Origin of the sequence: Agromyces sp. Soil535, from assembly GCF_001428255.1 — a bacterium.
Lineage (GTDB): Bacteria > Actinomycetota > Actinomycetes > Actinomycetales > Microbacteriaceae > Agromyces.
Genome location: NZ_LMRW01000027.1, coordinates 1 through 15252, shown reverse-complemented (window position 1 = coordinate 15252; position 15252 = coordinate 1). Strand labels below are relative to the sequence as shown.

General features: G+C 72.2%; 16 protein-coding genes and 1 rRNA gene. 5 read left to right on the top strand and 12 right to left on the bottom strand.

The annotated features are described in order from the left end of the window. Nucleotide 1: 1 nt before the first annotated feature. The 3 genes from ASG80_RS19725 to ASG80_RS23170 form a co-directional block, all read right to left on the bottom strand. Nucleotides 2-826 (bottom strand): ABC transporter permease, encoded by an 825-nt coding sequence (locus tag ASG80_RS19725; RefSeq protein ID WP_200952639.1) that lies wholly within the window; start codon nt 824-826, stop codon nt 2-4. Beyond that, entirely contained in the window at nt 823-1833 is a 1011-nt protein-coding gene (locus ASG80_RS19720) for an ATP-binding cassette domain-containing protein (RefSeq protein ID WP_200952638.1), read from the bottom strand. Before ASG80_RS19720 ends, ASG80_RS19725 begins: the two co-directional genes overlap by 4 nt. Nucleotides 1834-1946: 113 nt before the next feature. Beyond that, nucleotides 1947-2999 carry a GNAT family N-acetyltransferase gene (locus ASG80_RS23170; RefSeq protein ID WP_082590751.1) on the bottom strand — a complete coding sequence of 351 codons (1053 nt, stop codon included), beginning with the start codon at nt 2997-2999 and terminating at the stop codon, nt 1947-1949. A 133-nt stretch (nt 3000-3132) separates the two neighbouring features. On the opposite strand from ASG80_RS23170, the gene ASG80_RS19710 reads away from it, so the two are divergent. The 3 genes from ASG80_RS19710 to ASG80_RS19700 all read left to right on the top strand — a co-directional run bounded on the left by ASG80_RS19710 (nt 3133) and on the right by ASG80_RS19700 (nt 5717). Further along, nucleotides 3133-4509, top strand: coding sequence for an L-serine ammonia-lyase (locus ASG80_RS19710; RefSeq protein ID WP_056733947.1), 1377 nt, complete (start codon nt 3133-3135; stop codon nt 4507-4509). A 76-nt stretch (nt 4510-4585) separates the two neighbouring features. Further along, a complete protein-coding gene (locus ASG80_RS19705; protein WP_056733945.1) occupies nt 4586-4768 on the top strand; it encodes a hypothetical protein in 183 nt (60 codons plus the stop codon). A gap of 70 nt (nt 4769-4838) precedes the next feature. Next, on the top strand, nt 4839-5717 hold the full coding sequence (locus ASG80_RS19700; protein ID WP_056733943.1) for a sulfurtransferase: 879 nt from the start codon (nt 4839-4841) through the stop codon (nt 5715-5717). Nucleotides 5718-5733: 16 nt separating this feature from the next. Here the strand turns inward: ASG80_RS19700 and ASG80_RS19695 are convergent, their stop codons facing one another. From ASG80_RS19695 to ASG80_RS19685, 3 genes are all read right to left on the bottom strand, one after another. Beyond that, nucleotides 5734-6246 carry a rhodanese-like domain-containing protein gene (locus ASG80_RS19695; RefSeq protein WP_056733941.1) on the bottom strand — a complete coding sequence of 171 codons (513 nt, stop codon included), beginning with the start codon at nt 6244-6246 and terminating at the stop codon, nt 5734-5736. 100 nt (nt 6247-6346) lie between these two features. Next, on the bottom strand, nt 6347-7636 hold the full coding sequence (locus ASG80_RS19690; protein WP_056733939.1) for a M18 family aminopeptidase: 1290 nt from the start codon (nt 7634-7636) through the stop codon (nt 6347-6349). 106 nt (nt 7637-7742) lie between these two features. Beyond that, a complete protein-coding gene (locus ASG80_RS19685; protein WP_056733937.1) occupies nt 7743-8675 on the bottom strand; it encodes a DnaJ domain-containing protein in 933 nt (310 codons plus the stop codon). A 139-nt stretch (nt 8676-8814) separates the two neighbouring features. On the opposite strand from ASG80_RS19685, the gene ASG80_RS19680 reads away from it, so the two are divergent. Next, nucleotides 8815-9240 carry a DUF1761 domain-containing protein gene (locus ASG80_RS19680; protein ID WP_056733935.1) on the top strand — a complete coding sequence of 142 codons (426 nt, stop codon included), beginning with the start codon at nt 8815-8817 and terminating at the stop codon, nt 9238-9240. Between the two features lie 21 nt (nt 9241-9261). Here ASG80_RS19680 and ASG80_RS19675 read toward each other — a convergent pair whose 3' ends face one another. Both ASG80_RS19675 and ASG80_RS19670 read right to left on the bottom strand, forming a co-directional pair. Next, nucleotides 9262-10893, bottom strand: coding sequence for a methyltransferase (locus ASG80_RS19675; RefSeq protein WP_056733934.1), 1632 nt, complete (start codon nt 10891-10893; stop codon nt 9262-9264). A 46-nt stretch (nt 10894-10939) separates the two neighbouring features. Next, a complete protein-coding gene (locus ASG80_RS19670) occupies nt 10940-11524 on the bottom strand; it encodes an alpha/beta hydrolase (protein WP_200952637.1) in 585 nt (194 codons plus the stop codon). A 173-nt stretch (nt 11525-11697) separates the two neighbouring features. Here ASG80_RS19670 and ASG80_RS19665 point away from each other — a divergent pair, with 173 nt between their 5' ends. Continuing rightward, nucleotides 11698-12033, top strand: a complete 336-nt coding sequence (locus ASG80_RS19665; protein ID WP_056733929.1) for a hypothetical protein — start codon at nt 11698-11700, stop codon at nt 12031-12033. On the opposite strand, the gene pnuC is transcribed toward ASG80_RS19665, so the two are convergent. The 4 genes from pnuC to rrf all read right to left on the bottom strand — a co-directional run bounded on the left by pnuC (nt 11984) and on the right by rrf (nt 15233). After that, the gene (pnuC, locus tag ASG80_RS19660) at nt 11984-12667 is read right to left on the bottom strand and encodes a nicotinamide riboside transporter PnuC (protein WP_056733926.1); all 684 of its coding nucleotides are present in this window, start codon (nt 12665-12667) and stop codon (nt 11984-11986) included. The genes ASG80_RS19665 and pnuC overlap by 50 nt on opposite strands. Then, nucleotides 12664-13071 (bottom strand): DUF3054 domain-containing protein, encoded by a 408-nt coding sequence (locus tag ASG80_RS19655; protein ID WP_056733924.1) that lies wholly within the window; start codon nt 13069-13071, stop codon nt 12664-12666. Before ASG80_RS19655 ends, pnuC begins: the two co-directional genes overlap by 4 nt. A gap of 35 nt (nt 13072-13106) precedes the next feature. Continuing rightward, nucleotides 13107-14999, bottom strand: a complete 1893-nt coding sequence (locus tag ASG80_RS19650) for a thioredoxin domain-containing protein (protein ID WP_056733923.1) — start codon at nt 14997-14999, stop codon at nt 13107-13109. Between the two features lie 120 nt (nt 15000-15119). Next, nucleotides 15120-15233: ribosomal RNA gene (rrf, locus tag ASG80_RS19645) — 5S ribosomal RNA — on the bottom strand. Between the last annotated feature and the right edge of the window lie 19 nt (nt 15234-15252).

Genomic DNA, 15252 nt, shown 5'->3' with positions numbered 1-15252 from the left:
CTCATGCCCTCCGCATGTAGGCCTTCACGGTGAGTGGAGCGAACACCGCGACGACCACGGCCGAGCCGACCAGCGACCAGCCGAAGTCCGCGCCGATCGTTCCGCTGTTCACGAGGTCGCGCACTGCCGTGACGATGTAAGAGACGGGGTTGATGTCGACGAACCACTGCAGCCAGCCGGGCATGGTGTCGACGGGCACGAACGCGTTCGAGAGGAACGTAAGCGGGAACAGGATGAGCATCGAGATGCCCTGCACGCTCGAGGCGCTGCGCGCGATCACGCCGAAGAAGGCGAAGATCCACGACAGCGACCAGGCGCACACGATCACGAGCAGCGCCGCACCGATGACGCCTCCGAGCCCGCCCTCCGGGCGGAGGCCCATGAGGTATCCCATGACGAACGTCAGGGTCGTGGCGATGAGGTAGCGAACCGTGTCGGCGAGCAGTGCTCCGGACAGCGGGGCGATGCGCGCGATCGGCAGTGAGCGGAACCGGTCGAACACGCCCTTGTCCATGTCCTCGCGCAACTGCACCCCGGTGACGATCGAGGTCGAGATGACGGTCTGCACGAGGATGCCGGGGATGATGATCGGCAGGTAGCTCTGCACGTCGCCCGCGATCGCGCCGCCGAAGATGTACGTGAACATCACGGTGAAGATGATCGGCTGCAGGGTCACGTCGAAGAGCTGCTCGGGCGTGCGCTTGATCTTCAGCAACCCGCGGTAGGCCATCGTGATCGTGTGCGAGAGGGTCTCGCTCGTGCTCACGCGGTTCTTCAGCGAGCGGGCCGCGCCCGGCGTGATGGGGGTGGTGGCGATGGTGGTCATGCGCGGCTCCGTTCGAGCTCGGTTTCGGCTTCGGTGGCGGATGCCGCGTCCTCGACGCCGTGGCCGGTGAGCGTGAGGAAGACCTCATCGAGCGTGGGCTTCTGCACGCTCAGCTCGGCGAGGTGCACGCCCTCGTCGCGCAGGGTGAGGAGCAGTTCCGTGACGACGTCGGGGTCGTCCATCGGAGCGGTGATGCGGCCGGCCTCGGGTGAGATCGTCGGCGTCACCCGGAGCACCCGCTCGATCGCGACGCGCACGTCGTCGAGGTCGCGCGGGTCCTGGAGTCGCAGTTGAAGGCTCGACGCGCCGATCGACGCCTTGAGCTCGTCGGCGGTGCCCTCGGCGACGACGCGACCGTGGTCGATCACCGCGATGCGGTCGGCGAGCTGGTCGGCCTCGTCGAGGTACTGCGTCGTGAGCAGCACCGTCGAGCCCGTCGCCACGAGGCGGCGGATCGTGTCCCACATCTGCGCGCGCGTGCGCGGGTCGAGCCCGGTGGTGGGCTCGTCGAGGAAGATGAGCGGCGGCTGCGCGATGAGGCTCGCGGCGAGGTCCAGGCGGCGACGCATGCCGCCGGAGAACTTCTTGAGCGGCCGCTTCGCGGCATCCGTCAGTCCGAACTCCTCGAGCAGCTCGGCGGCCTTGGCCTTCGCGGCGGTGTGCGTGAGGCCGAGCAGGCGGGAGAACAGCACGAGGTTCTCGGTGGCGGAGAGGGTCTCGTCGACCGAGGCGTACTGTCCGGTGACGCCGATCAGCTGTCTCACGACCTGCGCCTCCCGCTGCACGTCGTGCCCGAAGATCCGGCCGGTGCCGGCGTCGGGCCGCAGCAGCGTCGCGAGCATCGAGATCGTGGTGGTCTTGCCGGCGCCGTTGGGTCCGAGGACGCCGTAGACGGTGCCGGTCGCGACCCGCAGGTCGACGCCGTCGACCGCGCGGTTCGTACCGAACACCTTGACGAGGCCATCGGCCTCGACGGCCCAGTCGCCGTTTCGTGTAATGGTGTGCATGCCGACCATGCTGCTCGCCGGCGCTCACACGCGACTCACGCGGCGCTCACACGGCCGTGGGCCCGCGTGCGCGGCGTGTGAGCGGGGCAGCGGATGCCGCGCGCTGCCGCGGCTCAGGCCGCGGCGCCCACGCCGGCCGCCTCGATGTCGCGGCCGTACGCGAGCATGAGGAAGCTCGAGCCGTCGGGCCGCTCGAACACGAACTCGCGCGCATGGAGACGGTGGAAGCCCATGCCCTCGTACAGTCGTTGCGCCGCCACCATGTCGGGGCCGGTGTTGAGCACCACGCGCGGGGTGCCACGAAGCCGCGCCAACAGCAGCACATGCTCGACGAGGAGCGCGCCGATCCCGCGGCGACGTGCGCCGGCGGTCACCCCGAGGAAGCGGAAGTCGAGCTCGCCGGCTCGCGCGAGCGGCGAGATGGCCCGCCCCGCGCGCGGCGTGGACACGGTGCCGAGAAGCATGCCGCTCGCGGCATCCGTCGCCACCCAGACCTGGTGATCACGTGCCCGCTCGGCGACCGCGGCGATGTCCGCGCGGTAGGCCTCGCTCAGCTCGAAGTCGGCGGCGTACGCCGCCTCGACCAGGGCCGACACCTCATCGGCCTCGTCGGTGCGCATGAGCCGCATGCGCACGTCGGCGCGCTCCTGCAGCGCGTACCGGTACACGACCGCGTCGACGTCGCCGTTCGAGGCCGCCGCGTCACGCTCGGGCGCATGCTCGAAGCCGAGCCGCTCGTCGAGGGCCCGCGCACGGACGTTCAGGCGCCCGGTGTCGACCACCAACGCATCGGCGCCCCACTCGAGGGCGGCCTCGAGGCTCGCACGCATCAGCGCCTCGCCGAAGCCAGCCCCCTGCGCGCCCGGGTCGACCGCGAGCAGCCCGATCTCCGCCTCGGCGGGCACGGCCACGCGCGAGTACGGCGTTTCGGCACGCAACACGCTCGCGCTCCCGACGACGCGGCCCTCTCGACGGGCGACGAGCACGGTACCGGATGCCACGCGCCCGGCGGTGTCGTGTTCGAACGCGCGTCGCTCTGCGCTCGTCGGGACGTGGCCGTACGGGCCCGTCGCGAAGGCGCGGTGGATGACGCCCGCCTCGTCGGCGGCTTCGTGCGGGAGGACCGGGGCGATTCGCGGCAGGGAGGAGGGGGGTACGTCAGTCATGGGGATCCAGACCAGCCTATGGGCGCGCGGGCATCGCACGCCCTGCGCCGGCACCCGCGTCACGGCGCATCCGACGCAGGATCCTGCGACGTGACGCCGGATGCATGCGCGGGCACCGGCGTAGCCTTGAGCCGTGACAGCGTTCGTCTCAGCCCTCGATCTCTTCTCGATCGGGATCGGTCCTTCGAGTTCGCACACCGTCGGCCCGATGCGGGCGGCCCGTGCGTTCGCCGAGCGACTCGCCGACGACGGCATCCTCGACCGCGTCACCCGCGTCACCTGCTCGCTGTACGGCTCGCTCGGTGCGACCGGGCTCGGCCACGGCACCCCCGACGCCGTCATCGCTGGCCTCGCCGGGCTGAGGCCAGACGACTGCGACCCCGACGAGGTGCGCGGCGCGTGGACGCGGCTCAGCGACGACGGTGCCGAGGTGCGCGTCGCGGGCCGGCACGCGGTCACGATGACGCAGGGCGACCTGAGCCTCGAGCCGCGAACCCGCCTGCCCGGCCACCCGAACGCGATGACGCTGCATGGGTGGGGCGCCGACGACGCCCTCCCCCTCGCCGAGGAGACGTACTACTCGGTCGGCGGGGGCTTCATCCGCCGCGAGGGCGACGCGGTGCACGAGTCGGAGGCGCTGCGGCATCCGCTGCCCTACGACACCGCCGACGAACTGCTGGCCCTCTGCGAGGAGCACGGCGTCTCGTTGTGCGACGTCGCGCGCTCCAACGAGGTCGCGGTGCACGGTGCGGAGGGCATCGACGCCGGCCTCGACGCGATTTGGGCGGCCATGGCGGTGTGCGTCGAGCGCGGCCTCGCGACCGAGGGCACGCTGCCCGGCGGCCTCGGCGTGAAGCGCCGCGCGCCCGAGGTGCGCAGGCGACTCGAGGAGTACGACCGCGACGAGCACGTGCGCGACACCTCCACCGAGTGGCTGCACGCCTTCGCCCTCGCGGTCAACGAGGAGAACGCCTCCGGTGGACGCGTGGTCACCGCGCCGACCAACGGCGCGGCCGGCATCATCCCGGCCGTCGGGCACTACTACCTGCGCTTCGTGCCCGGTGCGGATGCCGCGGGCATCCGCCGTTACCTGCTCACCGCCGCGGCGATCGCCTCGCTCGTGAAGAAGAACGCCTCGATCTCGGGCGCAGAGGGCGGATGCCAGGCCGAGGTCGGATCGGCCTGCGCAATGGCAGCCGGGGCGCTCTGCGCCGTACTCGGGGGCACCCCTCGACAGATCGAGAACGCGGCGGAGATCGCGATGGAGCACCACCTCGGCCTCACCTGCGACCCGGTCGCAGGCCTCGTGCAGGTGCCCTGCATCGAGCGCAATGCGATCGCGTCGTCGACCGCTGTTTCGGCCGCGAGGCTCGCGCTGCACGGCGACGGCACCCACTTGGTCTCGCTCGACACGGTCATCGAGACCATGCGGCAGACCGGACTCGACATGATGACGAAGTACAAGGAGACGAGCGAGGGCGGCCTCGCGGTGAACGTCATCGAGTGCTGAACGACGGTGCCTGCTGAACGCTGTCCCCCGATCGGGACTCTCGCGCACCATGGCATGCTTCTGGCAACCTGTGCAGATGGACCCGAACGACCTCCTCACCGGCGCCGGCCTCATCGGCCTCGTCATCGGCCTCGCGATCTACCTCGCGGTGCTGGCGCTCATGCTCTGGATCGGCTACCTCATCATCAAGGCGGCCGTGCGCAACGGCCTTCGCGAGCACTCGATGTGGCTGGAGAGTCGCCGGGGCCCGCTGCGCTGACGGCCTCGGCCGGTTACGGCCTGTTGCGGCCTCCGCACGCGGTGCGCGCCGACGCGACTAGCGTGTCGGCATGCCAGCACTCGACCTTCCCGGCGACCTCGTCACGACGGAGTGGCTCGCCGCGCACCTCGAGCATCCCGGGCTCGTCGTCGTCGACGCCAGCGTGCTCGGCGTCGACACGCCGGCCGGCTTCCGCTGGCTCAGCGGCCTCGACGACTACCTGATCCAGGGCCACGTGCCCGGGGCCGTGTTCGCCGACCTCCTCGAGGAGTTCTCCGACCCCGACGGCCCGTACTCGTTCACGAGGCCCGACGCCGCGCGACTCGAACGCGTCACCCGCGAACTCGGCATCGACGACGAGGTCGCCGTCGTCGTCTACGACACGTCGCTCGGGCAGTGGGCCGCACGCCTCTGGTGGCTGCTCGCCTCGGCCGGCATCGACCGGGTCGCCCTGCTCGACGGCGGCCTCACCCGCTGGCGGACCGAAGGCCGGTCGCTCGAGCCAGGATTCGAAGCCCCTCGCGCGGCCGGGCACCTGACATTGGCGCCTCGACCGGAGTTCTGGGCCGACGGCCAGGAGGTGCGCCGCATCGTCGCAGGAGAAGCGGATGCCGCGCTCGTGTGCGCGCTTCCGGCCAGCGACTTCCGCGGCGAGACCGGCGGGCGTGCACGACGCGGGCACATCCCGGGCAGTGTCAGTGTGCCGGTCTCCTCCGTCATCGATCGGGAATCGCGCACGCACCTGCGCGACGCGGAACTCGCCGCCCGCCTCGCCCCCGCCACGGCCGCCGGTGCGAAACGGGTCGTGGTGTACTGCGGCGGCGGTATCGCGGCGGCCGGAACGGGGTTCGCCCTGCGCCGGGCCGGCCACACGGATGTCGCCGTCTACGACGGGTCGCTCGACGAGTGGGCCGCCGATCCCGACGCTCCGCTCATCACGCTCGTCTGAGCCCGGCGGGTGCGGGTCAGCAGGCGCAGGTGATGTCGTGGTCCACGACCGCGCCGCCGGCGAGTCCCGCCTCCGCGACGTTGGTGAGCGCGTCGGCCGGCAGCTGCGCGAGGCCCTCCGTCGTGTCGAACGCGAAGCCCTCGCGCACCCAGTACTCGAACCCGCCGAGCATCTCCTTCACGGGATGCCCGAGCAAGGCGAACTCGAGCGCGGCGTGGGTGGCGCCGTTGCATCCGGGACCCCAGCAGTAGACGACGACGGGGGTGCCGGCAGGGATGCGCTCGGCCGCCTCCGCCGCGATGCGGCGCCAGGGCAGATGGATCGCGCCGGGCACGTGCCCCTGCGCCCACGACGCGTCGTTGCGGGTGTCGACGAGCACGAACCCGGGCTCGGGTTCGGCCAGCGCGGCCGCGACATCCGACACGTCGGACTCGAAGCCGAGGCGCCCGCGGAAGTGCGAGATCGCGTCGGCCTGCGTCGCGACGTGCTGGAAGAGGGCTGATGCGGCGGGGGTGATGGTCTCGGTCATGCCTTCACCCTCGCACCGGAGTGCGCCGTGGCGAACGTGAAATCGCGCCGTCGTGCCGCGACATCCGGTCACCGTGCCGGTGGGGAGCCCCGCACCTGCCTCAGTCGGCGTCGGGCGCGAAGAACGCGGTGACCGCTGCGGCGAGCGAGACGAGGTCGTCGACGTGGGCGAGCTCCCGAGCCGAGTGCATCGACAGGAGCGGCGCGCCGACGTCGACCGTGCGGATTCCGAGCCGGGTCGAGCTCAGCGGCCCGATCGTCGAGCCGCACGGGATGGCGTTGTTCGAGACGAACGGCTGGGTGGCGACGCCCGCCTGCTCGCAGAGGCGCGCCCAGAGCGCGGAGCCCACGGCGTCGCTCGCGTAGCGCTGGTTCGCGTTGAGCTTCAGCAACGGGCCACCGCCGAGCACCGGGCGGTTGCCGGGATCGTGGCGTTCCGGGTAGTTCGGATGCACCGCATGACCGGCGTCCGAGGAGAGCAGCCAGGAGTCGGCGAATGCGCGTCGACGCTCGGTCGGGTCGGCGCCGAGCCCTGCTGCGACGCGTGCGAGCACGTCCTCGAGGAACGGGCCGCTCGCACCCGACCGCGACGCCGACCCGAGCTCCTCGTGGTCGAACGCGGCGAGTACGCTCACGTGCGGCGCGTCGTCGGGCGCGCCGAGCAGGGCCACGAGTCCCGCGAACACGGAGCTCAGGTTGTCCATGCGACCGGCTGCGAAGAACGCGCCCCCCTGACCGAAGCGCGCCGGCGCCTGCGTGTCGGCCAGCAGCAGGTCGTGACCGGCGATGTCGGCGGGTTCGATGCCCGCATCGCGCACGGTCTCAGCCAGGAGCTCCGCGCCGGCGGCGTCGGACGCCGCGCCCCAGATCGGCTGGGTGTGCAACTGCTTGTCGAGTTTGAGCGCGTCGTTCACGCCGCGATCGAGGTGGATCGCCAGCTGCGGGATGCGCAGCATCGGCCCGGTGCGCACGAGGTGCTCCCCGCCGTCGCGCGTGACGACTCGCCCTGCGACCTCGAGCTCGCGGTCCAGCCACGAGTTCAGGAGCGGGCCGCCGTAGACCTCGACGCCCGCGCGAAGGAGCCCTGCCCCCGTCGAATCCGGGTTCGGCTTCACCTTGAACGACGGCGAGTCGGTGTGCGCCCCGAGGATGCGGAACGGGGTCGTCGGCGTCGCGGCATCCGGTTGCACCCAGGCGATGACCGCGCCATCGCGCACCACCACGCGTCGCCCCGGCCCCGACGGCCATTCGTCGCGCTCGTCGAGCCGGTCGAAGCCGGCGGCCTCGAGGCGCGCGGCGACGGCAGCGGCGGCGTGATACGACGAGGGCGAGTCGGGGATGAAGTCGGCGAAGGCGGAGAGGTGGGCGTCACGATCGAGGTCAGGCACCATCCCATCCAACACCGCCCGGCGTCCCGCGGTCGAGTCGGGCTGCCGGATGCCGCGTGCCGGCGACCCCGCGGACACCGCGCAGGCCGCGAGCCCGTGGATGCGGCGGTCAGGCGAACCGCACGGTCGCCTGCAGCCGCGAGCGCACTTCCATGAGCTCGGTGCCGCCGAGGTGCGCGGAACCCCGCAGGCCCTCGCGCACAGCGCTCCCGAGGCGGGAGCTCCGCACGAGCGCGACGACGGCACCGCGCACCGTGCCTGCGAGCTCCAGCGGCTCCGCCGCGTACTCGTCTGGCACGACGACGATCAGCGCCGTGGGCTTCACGCGCGCCGCCCTCCCGATCGCCTTCGCCCGGGCGGCGAGCGCGCGGATCGGCCGTTCGCCCGCGAGCGCCTCACCCACGAGCTCGCCGCGCCTCACACCGACCGGCCCGCCCCAGTCCTCCGACTGGATCGCGAACAGCCCCGTCGGCCCCAGCACGAGGTGATCGAGCTTCGGGGGCAGGCCGGGCCCGGCGGCATCCGTGGCGATATCGTGCCAGACGGTGTAGGCGATGCCGAGCGTCGACAGCGCGCGGGCGGTCGCCTCCTCGACGAGCGCATCGGCGAGGATGTGCCGGATGTCGCGGGGCGCGCGCCGCACGAGCGTGGGATCGTACGGGTCGGGCACGTCGACCCCGCGCCCCACCCACTCCCGGATGCGGTCGAGGTAGAGCTCCCGGGTCAGCCCGCCCGGATGCCCGTACGAGCGCGCCAGCGGACGCGAGTCCCTCGGTCGTCGCGGCGCGGCCGGCGCCCACGCCTCACGAGTCGGCGCGGGCACCGCACCCCGGACGCCGCGGTCGAATGCGGCCCGCGCCTCAGGCGTGCCGACGAGCAGCCAGGCCCGTTGCACCGCGTGGAACCGCGCCGCATCGCCGCCCGTATCGGGGTGGGCGGTGCGCAGCGCACGACGGTACGCCAGACGCAGCGCGGCGGCATCCGCGTCGGCAGGGACGCCGAGCACCTCGTACGGGGAATCGGAGAGCGGACTGTCGGCCATGGGCTCGCTTTCGGGTGTGCGACCACGAGGATACCCCCGGCGGCTCGGTGATCGCCGAGTCGTGGCGCTCCCGGCCTCGCGGGATGCTCCCCGCTAGAATCCGGGGCAGGCCCGCGGGGGCAGTGAGGGGGGAGCCGGCATGCTCATCGACGTGAACTACTGGGCCGTCGCGATCGCGACGATCTCGACCATGGTCGTCGGGTCGATCTGGTACACACCGAAGGTGTTCGGCAACTACTGGATGCGCGTCGCCAAGGTCGACCCCGGCGATCGCAGCGCCGTGGTGCCGATCATCACGACGGTCATCGTGAGCTTCATCTCCGCGTGGGTGCTCGCCATCGCCACGCAGGTCGCGTGGACGGCGTTCGGAGGCAACTACCTCGTGACGGCGCTGCTCACCGGCATCCTGCTGTGGGCGGGGTTCACCGCGGCCCGCTTCATCACCCACGACGCGTTCGAAGGCCGGCCCGCGGGGCTCACGATCCTGAACATCGCGCACGAGCTGGTGACGGTCGTCGTCATGGCGCTCATCATCGGGCTGTGGCCGCCCGCCGGCACCGTCTGAGTCGCGGATGCCGCATGCCCGTCATTCCGCTGGCAGCAGCAGCATCCCGTCGTCGATGAGGGCACGCACCGCCGGCAGCAGGTCCGCAGCGAGCGCCGTCGCGTCGACGTCGAGGAGCTCGGCGAGCGCGGCGACGATCGCGCCGACCGGCAGCTCGCCATCGCACGCGCCGACCAGCGCGGCGAGGCCCGTGTCGAGGGGCACGACGCGCCCGAAGCCGCCGCCCTGCCGCAGCAGCATGGCGGTGGGGTCGTCGTCGCCCGGCCAGTAGTGCCGCTCCTCCGTCACGTCCCCGGCGACGGTGAGCCGCGTCGCCGCGAGCGTCGCGTCGTCGAGCGACGCTTGCACGTCGTGCGCGTCGAGGCAGGCCGCGAGGTGGGTGCCGAGACCGCCGACCATGTCGCCGAGCGGGCCGTGCAGCCGCTCGACACGCGCGAGGCGCCGCGCGTCGCCCCCGACTGCCGCCCGGTCGGGCCGCCGCAACAGCACGTAGCCGAGGCCGATCTCGCGCACGCCGCGCCGCTCGAAATCGTCGAGCCAGGCGTCGTAGAGCCGATCGAACTCAGGCGTGCCGGAGCGCGAGCCGCCGTCGCGGATCCACGTCTCCGCGTACTCCGTGACGCGCTGCACCTCGCGCTCGACGATCCAGTGCTCGAGCGGGCCGGCCCAGGCGCGCAGGCGCTCGAGCCCGTCGTCACCTTCGTGGTACTCCCAGTTGCCGAGCAGCTGCGCCACGCCGCCGGGCTCGAGATGCTCGACCGCGGCCCGCATCACCGCCTCGACGATACCGTCGCCCACCATGCCGCCATCGCGGTACTCGTACTCGGGTACGCCGAGCGCCCTCGGCGTGATCACGAACGGCGGATTCGACACGATGCGCTCGAACCGCTCCCCGGTCACGGGCTCGAAGAGGCTGCCGAGCCGGAGCTCCACGCCCTCGATCCCGTTCAGCTCGACATTGAGCCGTGCGAGACGCAGTGCCCCCTCCGAGATGTCGGTGGCCACGACGCGATCCGCGAAGCGCGACGCGTGCATCGCCTGGATGCCGCAGCCGGTGCCCAGGTCGAGCACCGACCGCGCGGGCGTCGGCAGCATGAGGCTCGACAGCGTCATCGACGCGCCGCCGACGCCGAGCACGTGCTGCTCGCCGAGCGCGTGGCCGAGTGCGACCTCGCCGAGGTCCGAGAGGATCCACCAGTGTCCGTCGCCGCGGGCGTCGAGGAAGGCGTACGGGCGCAGGTCGAGCAACGCGCGAACGGATGCCGCGTCGCCGGCCGCGCCGGCACGATCCGACGCGGGCGCACCCGTCGCCAGCAGCCCCAGCTCGGCCGCGCCGTCGACACCGAGCGTCGGGAGGGCATGCTCCGCCTCCGACGCCGGCACCGGCAGGCCGAGCACGAACAGCTCGGCGAGGGTCGCGAGGTCGGCGGATGCGCCGTGCGCCCCGCGCTTGCCGTCGAGCACGCGCCGCGCCGGCACCCGCTCGCCGCGGTGCAGCGCCGCCGCGGCATCCGCTCCCCAGAGTGCCTCGAGCACCGGAACCGTGAAGCCGGCCGCGACGAGGTCGACCCGGAGCCGCGCCAGCAGGTCGCGTGCGTGCGGGTCGCCGGGTACGGTGTCGGTGCTCACCGCACCATTCAACCGCACGGCCATCGGCGCGGATCGTGCCATGGCGACCAGGTTGCGCCGGGGCGTCCGCTCATCTGGTCGCGAGCTCCAGCACGAGCGGGAACGGGCCGTAGCCGTCGTCCATGGTGAGGTGGCCGCCGCCCTCGACCGGCACGAAGTCCAGGTCGAGCGGGCGCGCATAGACACGGTCGGCGCCGGCGGGGCAGAACGGGTCGTCGGTGCCCGCGATGACCGTGCCGCGCTCCCACGTCGTTGCGGCGAGCGCCGCGCGGGCGGCAGCACCCCCGAGCAGCGGCGCGAACGCCGCGATCTCGGGGATCCCCTGCAGCACCTCGGGTGCGGCCGGCGCCACGAGGATGACGCGCCGAGCGGCCGCACCCGGCGCACTCCGCGCTGCGCGCCGAGCCGCGTACGCCAGCCACAGCAGGCACCCGAGGCTGTGCGCGATCACCGTCAGCGATGCCGGATCCGTGCCGCGCAGCTCGGTCTCGAGCGCCTCGATCCAGTCGTCGAGCACCGGCTCGTCGGCCCCCGGCAGCTGCGGATACCGCACGACGGCCCCGCGCGTCTCGAGCTCACGGGCGAGCCACCGCTGCCAGTGCCCGTCCGGCCGATGGTTCTGCCATCCGTGCAGGATCAGGTATTCCTCGGCCACGCCCGACTCCTCTCGCCGAATGCGGTCCATTCAATCAGGGCGCCGGGCGGCCCCAGGCCGCCGCCGTCACGTCCGCGTCATCTGGCGTACACGTGCCGTCACGCGGCGTAACCCCGTCGTCATACGGTGCACGTAGCGTTGGCTACGATCGAGGAAGCGAGGGGAGGTCGCAGATGGATGACGACGAATTGACGCTCGAGCGCCTGCGGCAAGACGCGCGCGACGAGCTCTCGGCGCTCATCGAACTGCGCTGCCGGCTCGGCGAGGACCCGTGGGTCTTCCTCCCCGATCTCCCCTCCGTCGACGAGCAGGTCGTGGCGACGCTGCGCGAGGAGCGGCTCCACTCCGAGCGGTGGAGCCCCGCGCGAGCGCGCGCGTACCACCCCACCGCGCGCGACGGCGATGCCGCCAGGTTCGAGTTCGAGCTGCTGCGCGACATCGCGCTCGACCACCCCGAGCTCAGTTCTGCGGTGTGGTTGGTGCTCGACCGGGTTCCGTCACGCTGGTGAGGCGCTGCACGCGCATCCACGTGATGAAGCCGAAGATCGTGAACGCGCCGTAGAACACGTACAGCAGCGCCGAGGCGTAGTAGCCGGCGCTCACGAGCAGCGGCACGCCGACGACGTCGACGGCCACCCAGATGAGCCAGAACTCCGTCCAGCCCTTCGCCATGCCGTAGGTCGCGAGCAGCGACCCCATGAAGATCCACGCGTCCGCCCAGACCGGCTCGAACGAACCGAGCGCGCGGAAGATGGGCGTGAGCAGCAACGTGCCGCCGATCATGCCCACGCCCAGCAGGATGCGCGCTCTGGCACCCGCCCATCGCGGTTCCACGCCGGTGCCGCTCACGTGCCGATGTTGGGCCCACCGCACCCAGCCGTAGATGGACACGGCGATGAACATGAGCTGCCGGCCCGCCTGGCCGAGCAGGTTCACCGGATTCGGAGTGTCGAACACCGCACCCATGAACACCGTGAACAGCAGCACGTTGCCGACGATGCCCACGGGCCACGCCCACACCTTGCGGCGCAGGCCGCCGAGCGCGCTCGCGAGCCCGAACAGGTTCCCGACGATCTCGCGCCAGAGGATCACCTGCCCGCCGATCACGAGCTGCGCGTCGAAGAGCCACTCGATGGGATTCACGGAACGACCGACCGGGCGCGAGCGCGGGTCGACCGCCTGATCAGCGCAGCGAGGCCACGCCATCCGATGAGGAGGATCGCGAGCGAGATCGCCGCCACCAGCACGAACGCGAGCTGCACGCCTTGGCCGCTCGCGAGGCGCAGCAGCATCCCGACCACGAGGGTCGCCGCCCAGATCACGGCTCCCGTGGGCCAGGGGGCGAGCGGATGCCGCCACGCCCGTGCCGCGAGCCAGCCGACACCGAGGCCGAAGAGGAACGGCCAGGCCGTACCCCAGATGCCCGCGAGGTCGAGCCCCTCGGCATGGCTGCGCCGGCCGACGATCGCGAAGACGAGCACGAGCGCTGCGTCGAGCGCCAGCGCGCCGACCACGGACGCCGTGCCCGTGCGTGCGCGTTCACCCATGCGACCATCGTACGGATGCGGAGGGGTCTACGACGTCACTCCCCCGGGCGCTCGACGAGTTCCTCGAGCGCCCCCGCGTCGTGCACGGGCAGTGCGCACACGAACGACCTGCAGCGGTAGGCGGACGCCTCGTCGTGCTGGGCGCTCCGCCCCTCGAAGAGCTCGAATCCCGCCGCTGCGAATTCGCGCGCCTGCCGCTCGGTCACGATCGTGGCGACGGATGCCGCGTGCCGCCGCGTTGCACCGAGCAGCGCCTCGCCCGCACCACCGGGCCCGTCCCGCTCGTCCGGCACGACCGTGACGAGCTGCACGAGCGGCGCGGCGAGCCGCGCCATGAGCCCCAGCGCGCCGCCGAACGCGAGCGGGCGCTGCACCGCCATGCCGGCGACCGACCGCATCGCCTGCTCGGCGAGATCGAGGTAACGCTCGCCCGCCCCGAGCGTGTACAGGCGCCATGCCGCATCCGCACACGCCGTGACGCCCGACGGCGTTGCGCCCTCGGCGGGGTCCGCGGGGAGCGCGAGGCCGTGTGCGACGAGCACCGGGTCGCCGCCTGCCGGCGCGGCGAACGGCACCTGGGCATCCTCCTCGGCTGCGGATGCGGCCCGATCGACGAGCACGCGGGCCATCGACGCATACGCGGCGTCGCCCGTCGCACACGCGAGGTCGATGAGGCCGCACGCGAACATGCCGGTGTCCTCGAGGGTCGACGCGGCACTCGACGGCACGCCGTCGAGCGACGCGCGCACGAGGGTGCCGTCCTCGCGCACGTGGTGCTCCAGGAGATGGTCGGCCGCCCGGCGGGCAGCGTCGACAGCCGCCGGCTCGTCGAGCACGAACCCGGCTCGGGCTAGCCCGCCGATGGCCAGGCCGTTCCAGCCGGTGAGAACCTTCTGGTCGAGGGCGGGTGGCTGGAGGCGCGCGCGGCCGGCCGCGTCGAGCCGGTAGTAGCCGCCCTCACTGCGCTCGCCGTCGACGACGCTCTCGGAGTCCTGCGCACTCGCGAACCCGCCACCCGCGAGTTGCATCCGTTCGATGAGGAAGCGGATGACACCGGCGGCGAGCGGTGCCGCGAACGTCGTGGCGCCTTCACCGCGACTGAGCTCGGCGGCCACGTCGAGGAGGAGCGCGTTGTCGGTGAGCATGCGCTCGTAGTGCGGCTCACTCCAGTCGGCGCGCGTCGAATAGCGGAAGAACCCTCCCTCGATGGCGTCGCACAGTGGTGATGCCCCCATCATCCGCATCGTCCGCTCCGCGAGGCGGCGTCCTTCCGGTCCCGAGTTCACGAGGAATCCGAGGACGGGCGCGACCGGGAACTTGGGGGCGGTTCCGAACCCGCCGTGGAGGCGATCCTCATCCTCGGCGAGGGTGTCCACCGCTCGCCCGAGCTCCACCGGGCCCGGCAGCTCGCCGGCGGTCGACGCGACGGATGCCGCCGCGAGGGCGCCCGCGACCGCGTCGGCCGTCTCGTCGAGATCGCGTCGCCGTTCGCGCCACGCCTCGTCGACGGCCGCGAGTACCTCCGCGAACGCCGGAATGCCGTGCACCGGCCGCGGCGGGAAGTACGTGCCCGCGTAGAACGCTCGCCCGTCGGGCGTGGCGAAGACCGTGAGCGGCCACCCCAGCTCGCGTGTGAACGCTGAGGCAGCGGCCAGGTAGCTCGCGTCGACATCGGGATGTTCCTCGCGGTCCACCTTGATCGAGACGAAGCGTTCGTTGAGCGTCTCCGCGATCCCGGGATCGCTGAAGCTCTCCCTGGCCATCACGTGACACCAGTGGCACGTGGCGTAGCCGATGGAGACGAGCACCGGCACATCGCGCTCGCGCGCCGCCTCGAATGCGTCCTCGCCCCACGGATACCAGTCGACGGGGTTGCCGGCGTGGGCGCGGAGGTAGGGACTCAGCGCATCCCCCAAGCGGTTCGCCATCTCTCCAGCGTAGGACGGGCCGCGCCCTACCGCGCCGGCTTGACGCGAAGCTGCCCAAGTCGAACACGCACGTTAACCAAAGAGAGCCGCCCAACTCTGGGCGGCTCTCTTCGAATGAATGTCCGGCGGTGTCCTACTCTCCCACAGGGTCGCCCCTGCAGTACCATCGGCGCTGCGAGTCTTAGCTTCCGGGTTCGGAATGTGTCCGGGCGGCTGCGAGTCTTAGCTTCCGGGTTCGGAATGTGTCCGGGCG

Coding starts and splice junctions, on each gene's coding strand:
- ASG80_RS19725 (WP_200952639.1), bottom strand. CDS start 826: ATGACCACCATCGCCACCACCCCCATCACGCCGGGCGCGGCCCGCTCG.
- ASG80_RS19720 (WP_200952638.1), bottom strand. CDS start 1,833: ATGCACACCATTACACGAAACGGCGACTGGGCCGTCGAGGCCGATGGC.
- ASG80_RS23170 (WP_082590751.1), bottom strand. CDS start 2,999: ATGACTGACGTACCCCCCTCCTCCCTGCCGCGAATCGCCCCGGTCCTC.
- ASG80_RS19705 (WP_056733945.1), top strand. CDS start 4,586: ATGGACCCGAACGACCTCCTCACCGGCGCCGGCCTCATCGGCCTCGTC.
- ASG80_RS19700 (WP_056733943.1), top strand. CDS start 4,839: ATGCCAGCACTCGACCTTCCCGGCGACCTCGTCACGACGGAGTGGCTC.
- ASG80_RS19695 (WP_056733941.1), bottom strand. CDS start 6,246: ATGACCGAGACCATCACCCCCGCCGCATCAGCCCTCTTCCAGCACGTC.
- ASG80_RS19690 (WP_056733939.1), bottom strand. CDS start 7,636: ATGGTGCCTGACCTCGATCGTGACGCCCACCTCTCCGCCTTCGCCGAC.
- ASG80_RS19685 (WP_056733937.1), bottom strand. CDS start 8,675: ATGGCCGACAGTCCGCTCTCCGATTCCCCGTACGAGGTGCTCGGCGTC.
- ASG80_RS19680 (WP_056733935.1), top strand. CDS start 8,815: ATGCTCATCGACGTGAACTACTGGGCCGTCGCGATCGCGACGATCTCG.
- ASG80_RS19675 (WP_056733934.1), bottom strand. CDS start 10,893: ATGGCCGTGCGGTTGAATGGTGCGGTGAGCACCGACACCGTACCCGGC.
- ASG80_RS19665 (WP_056733929.1), top strand. CDS start 11,698: ATGGATGACGACGAATTGACGCTCGAGCGCCTGCGGCAAGACGCGCGC.
- ASG80_RS19655 (WP_056733924.1), bottom strand. CDS start 13,071: ATGGGTGAACGCGCACGCACGGGCACGGCGTCCGTGGTCGGCGCGCTG.
- ASG80_RS19650 (WP_056733923.1), bottom strand. CDS start 14,999: ATGGCGAACCGCTTGGGGGATGCGCTGAGTCCCTACCTCCGCGCCCAC.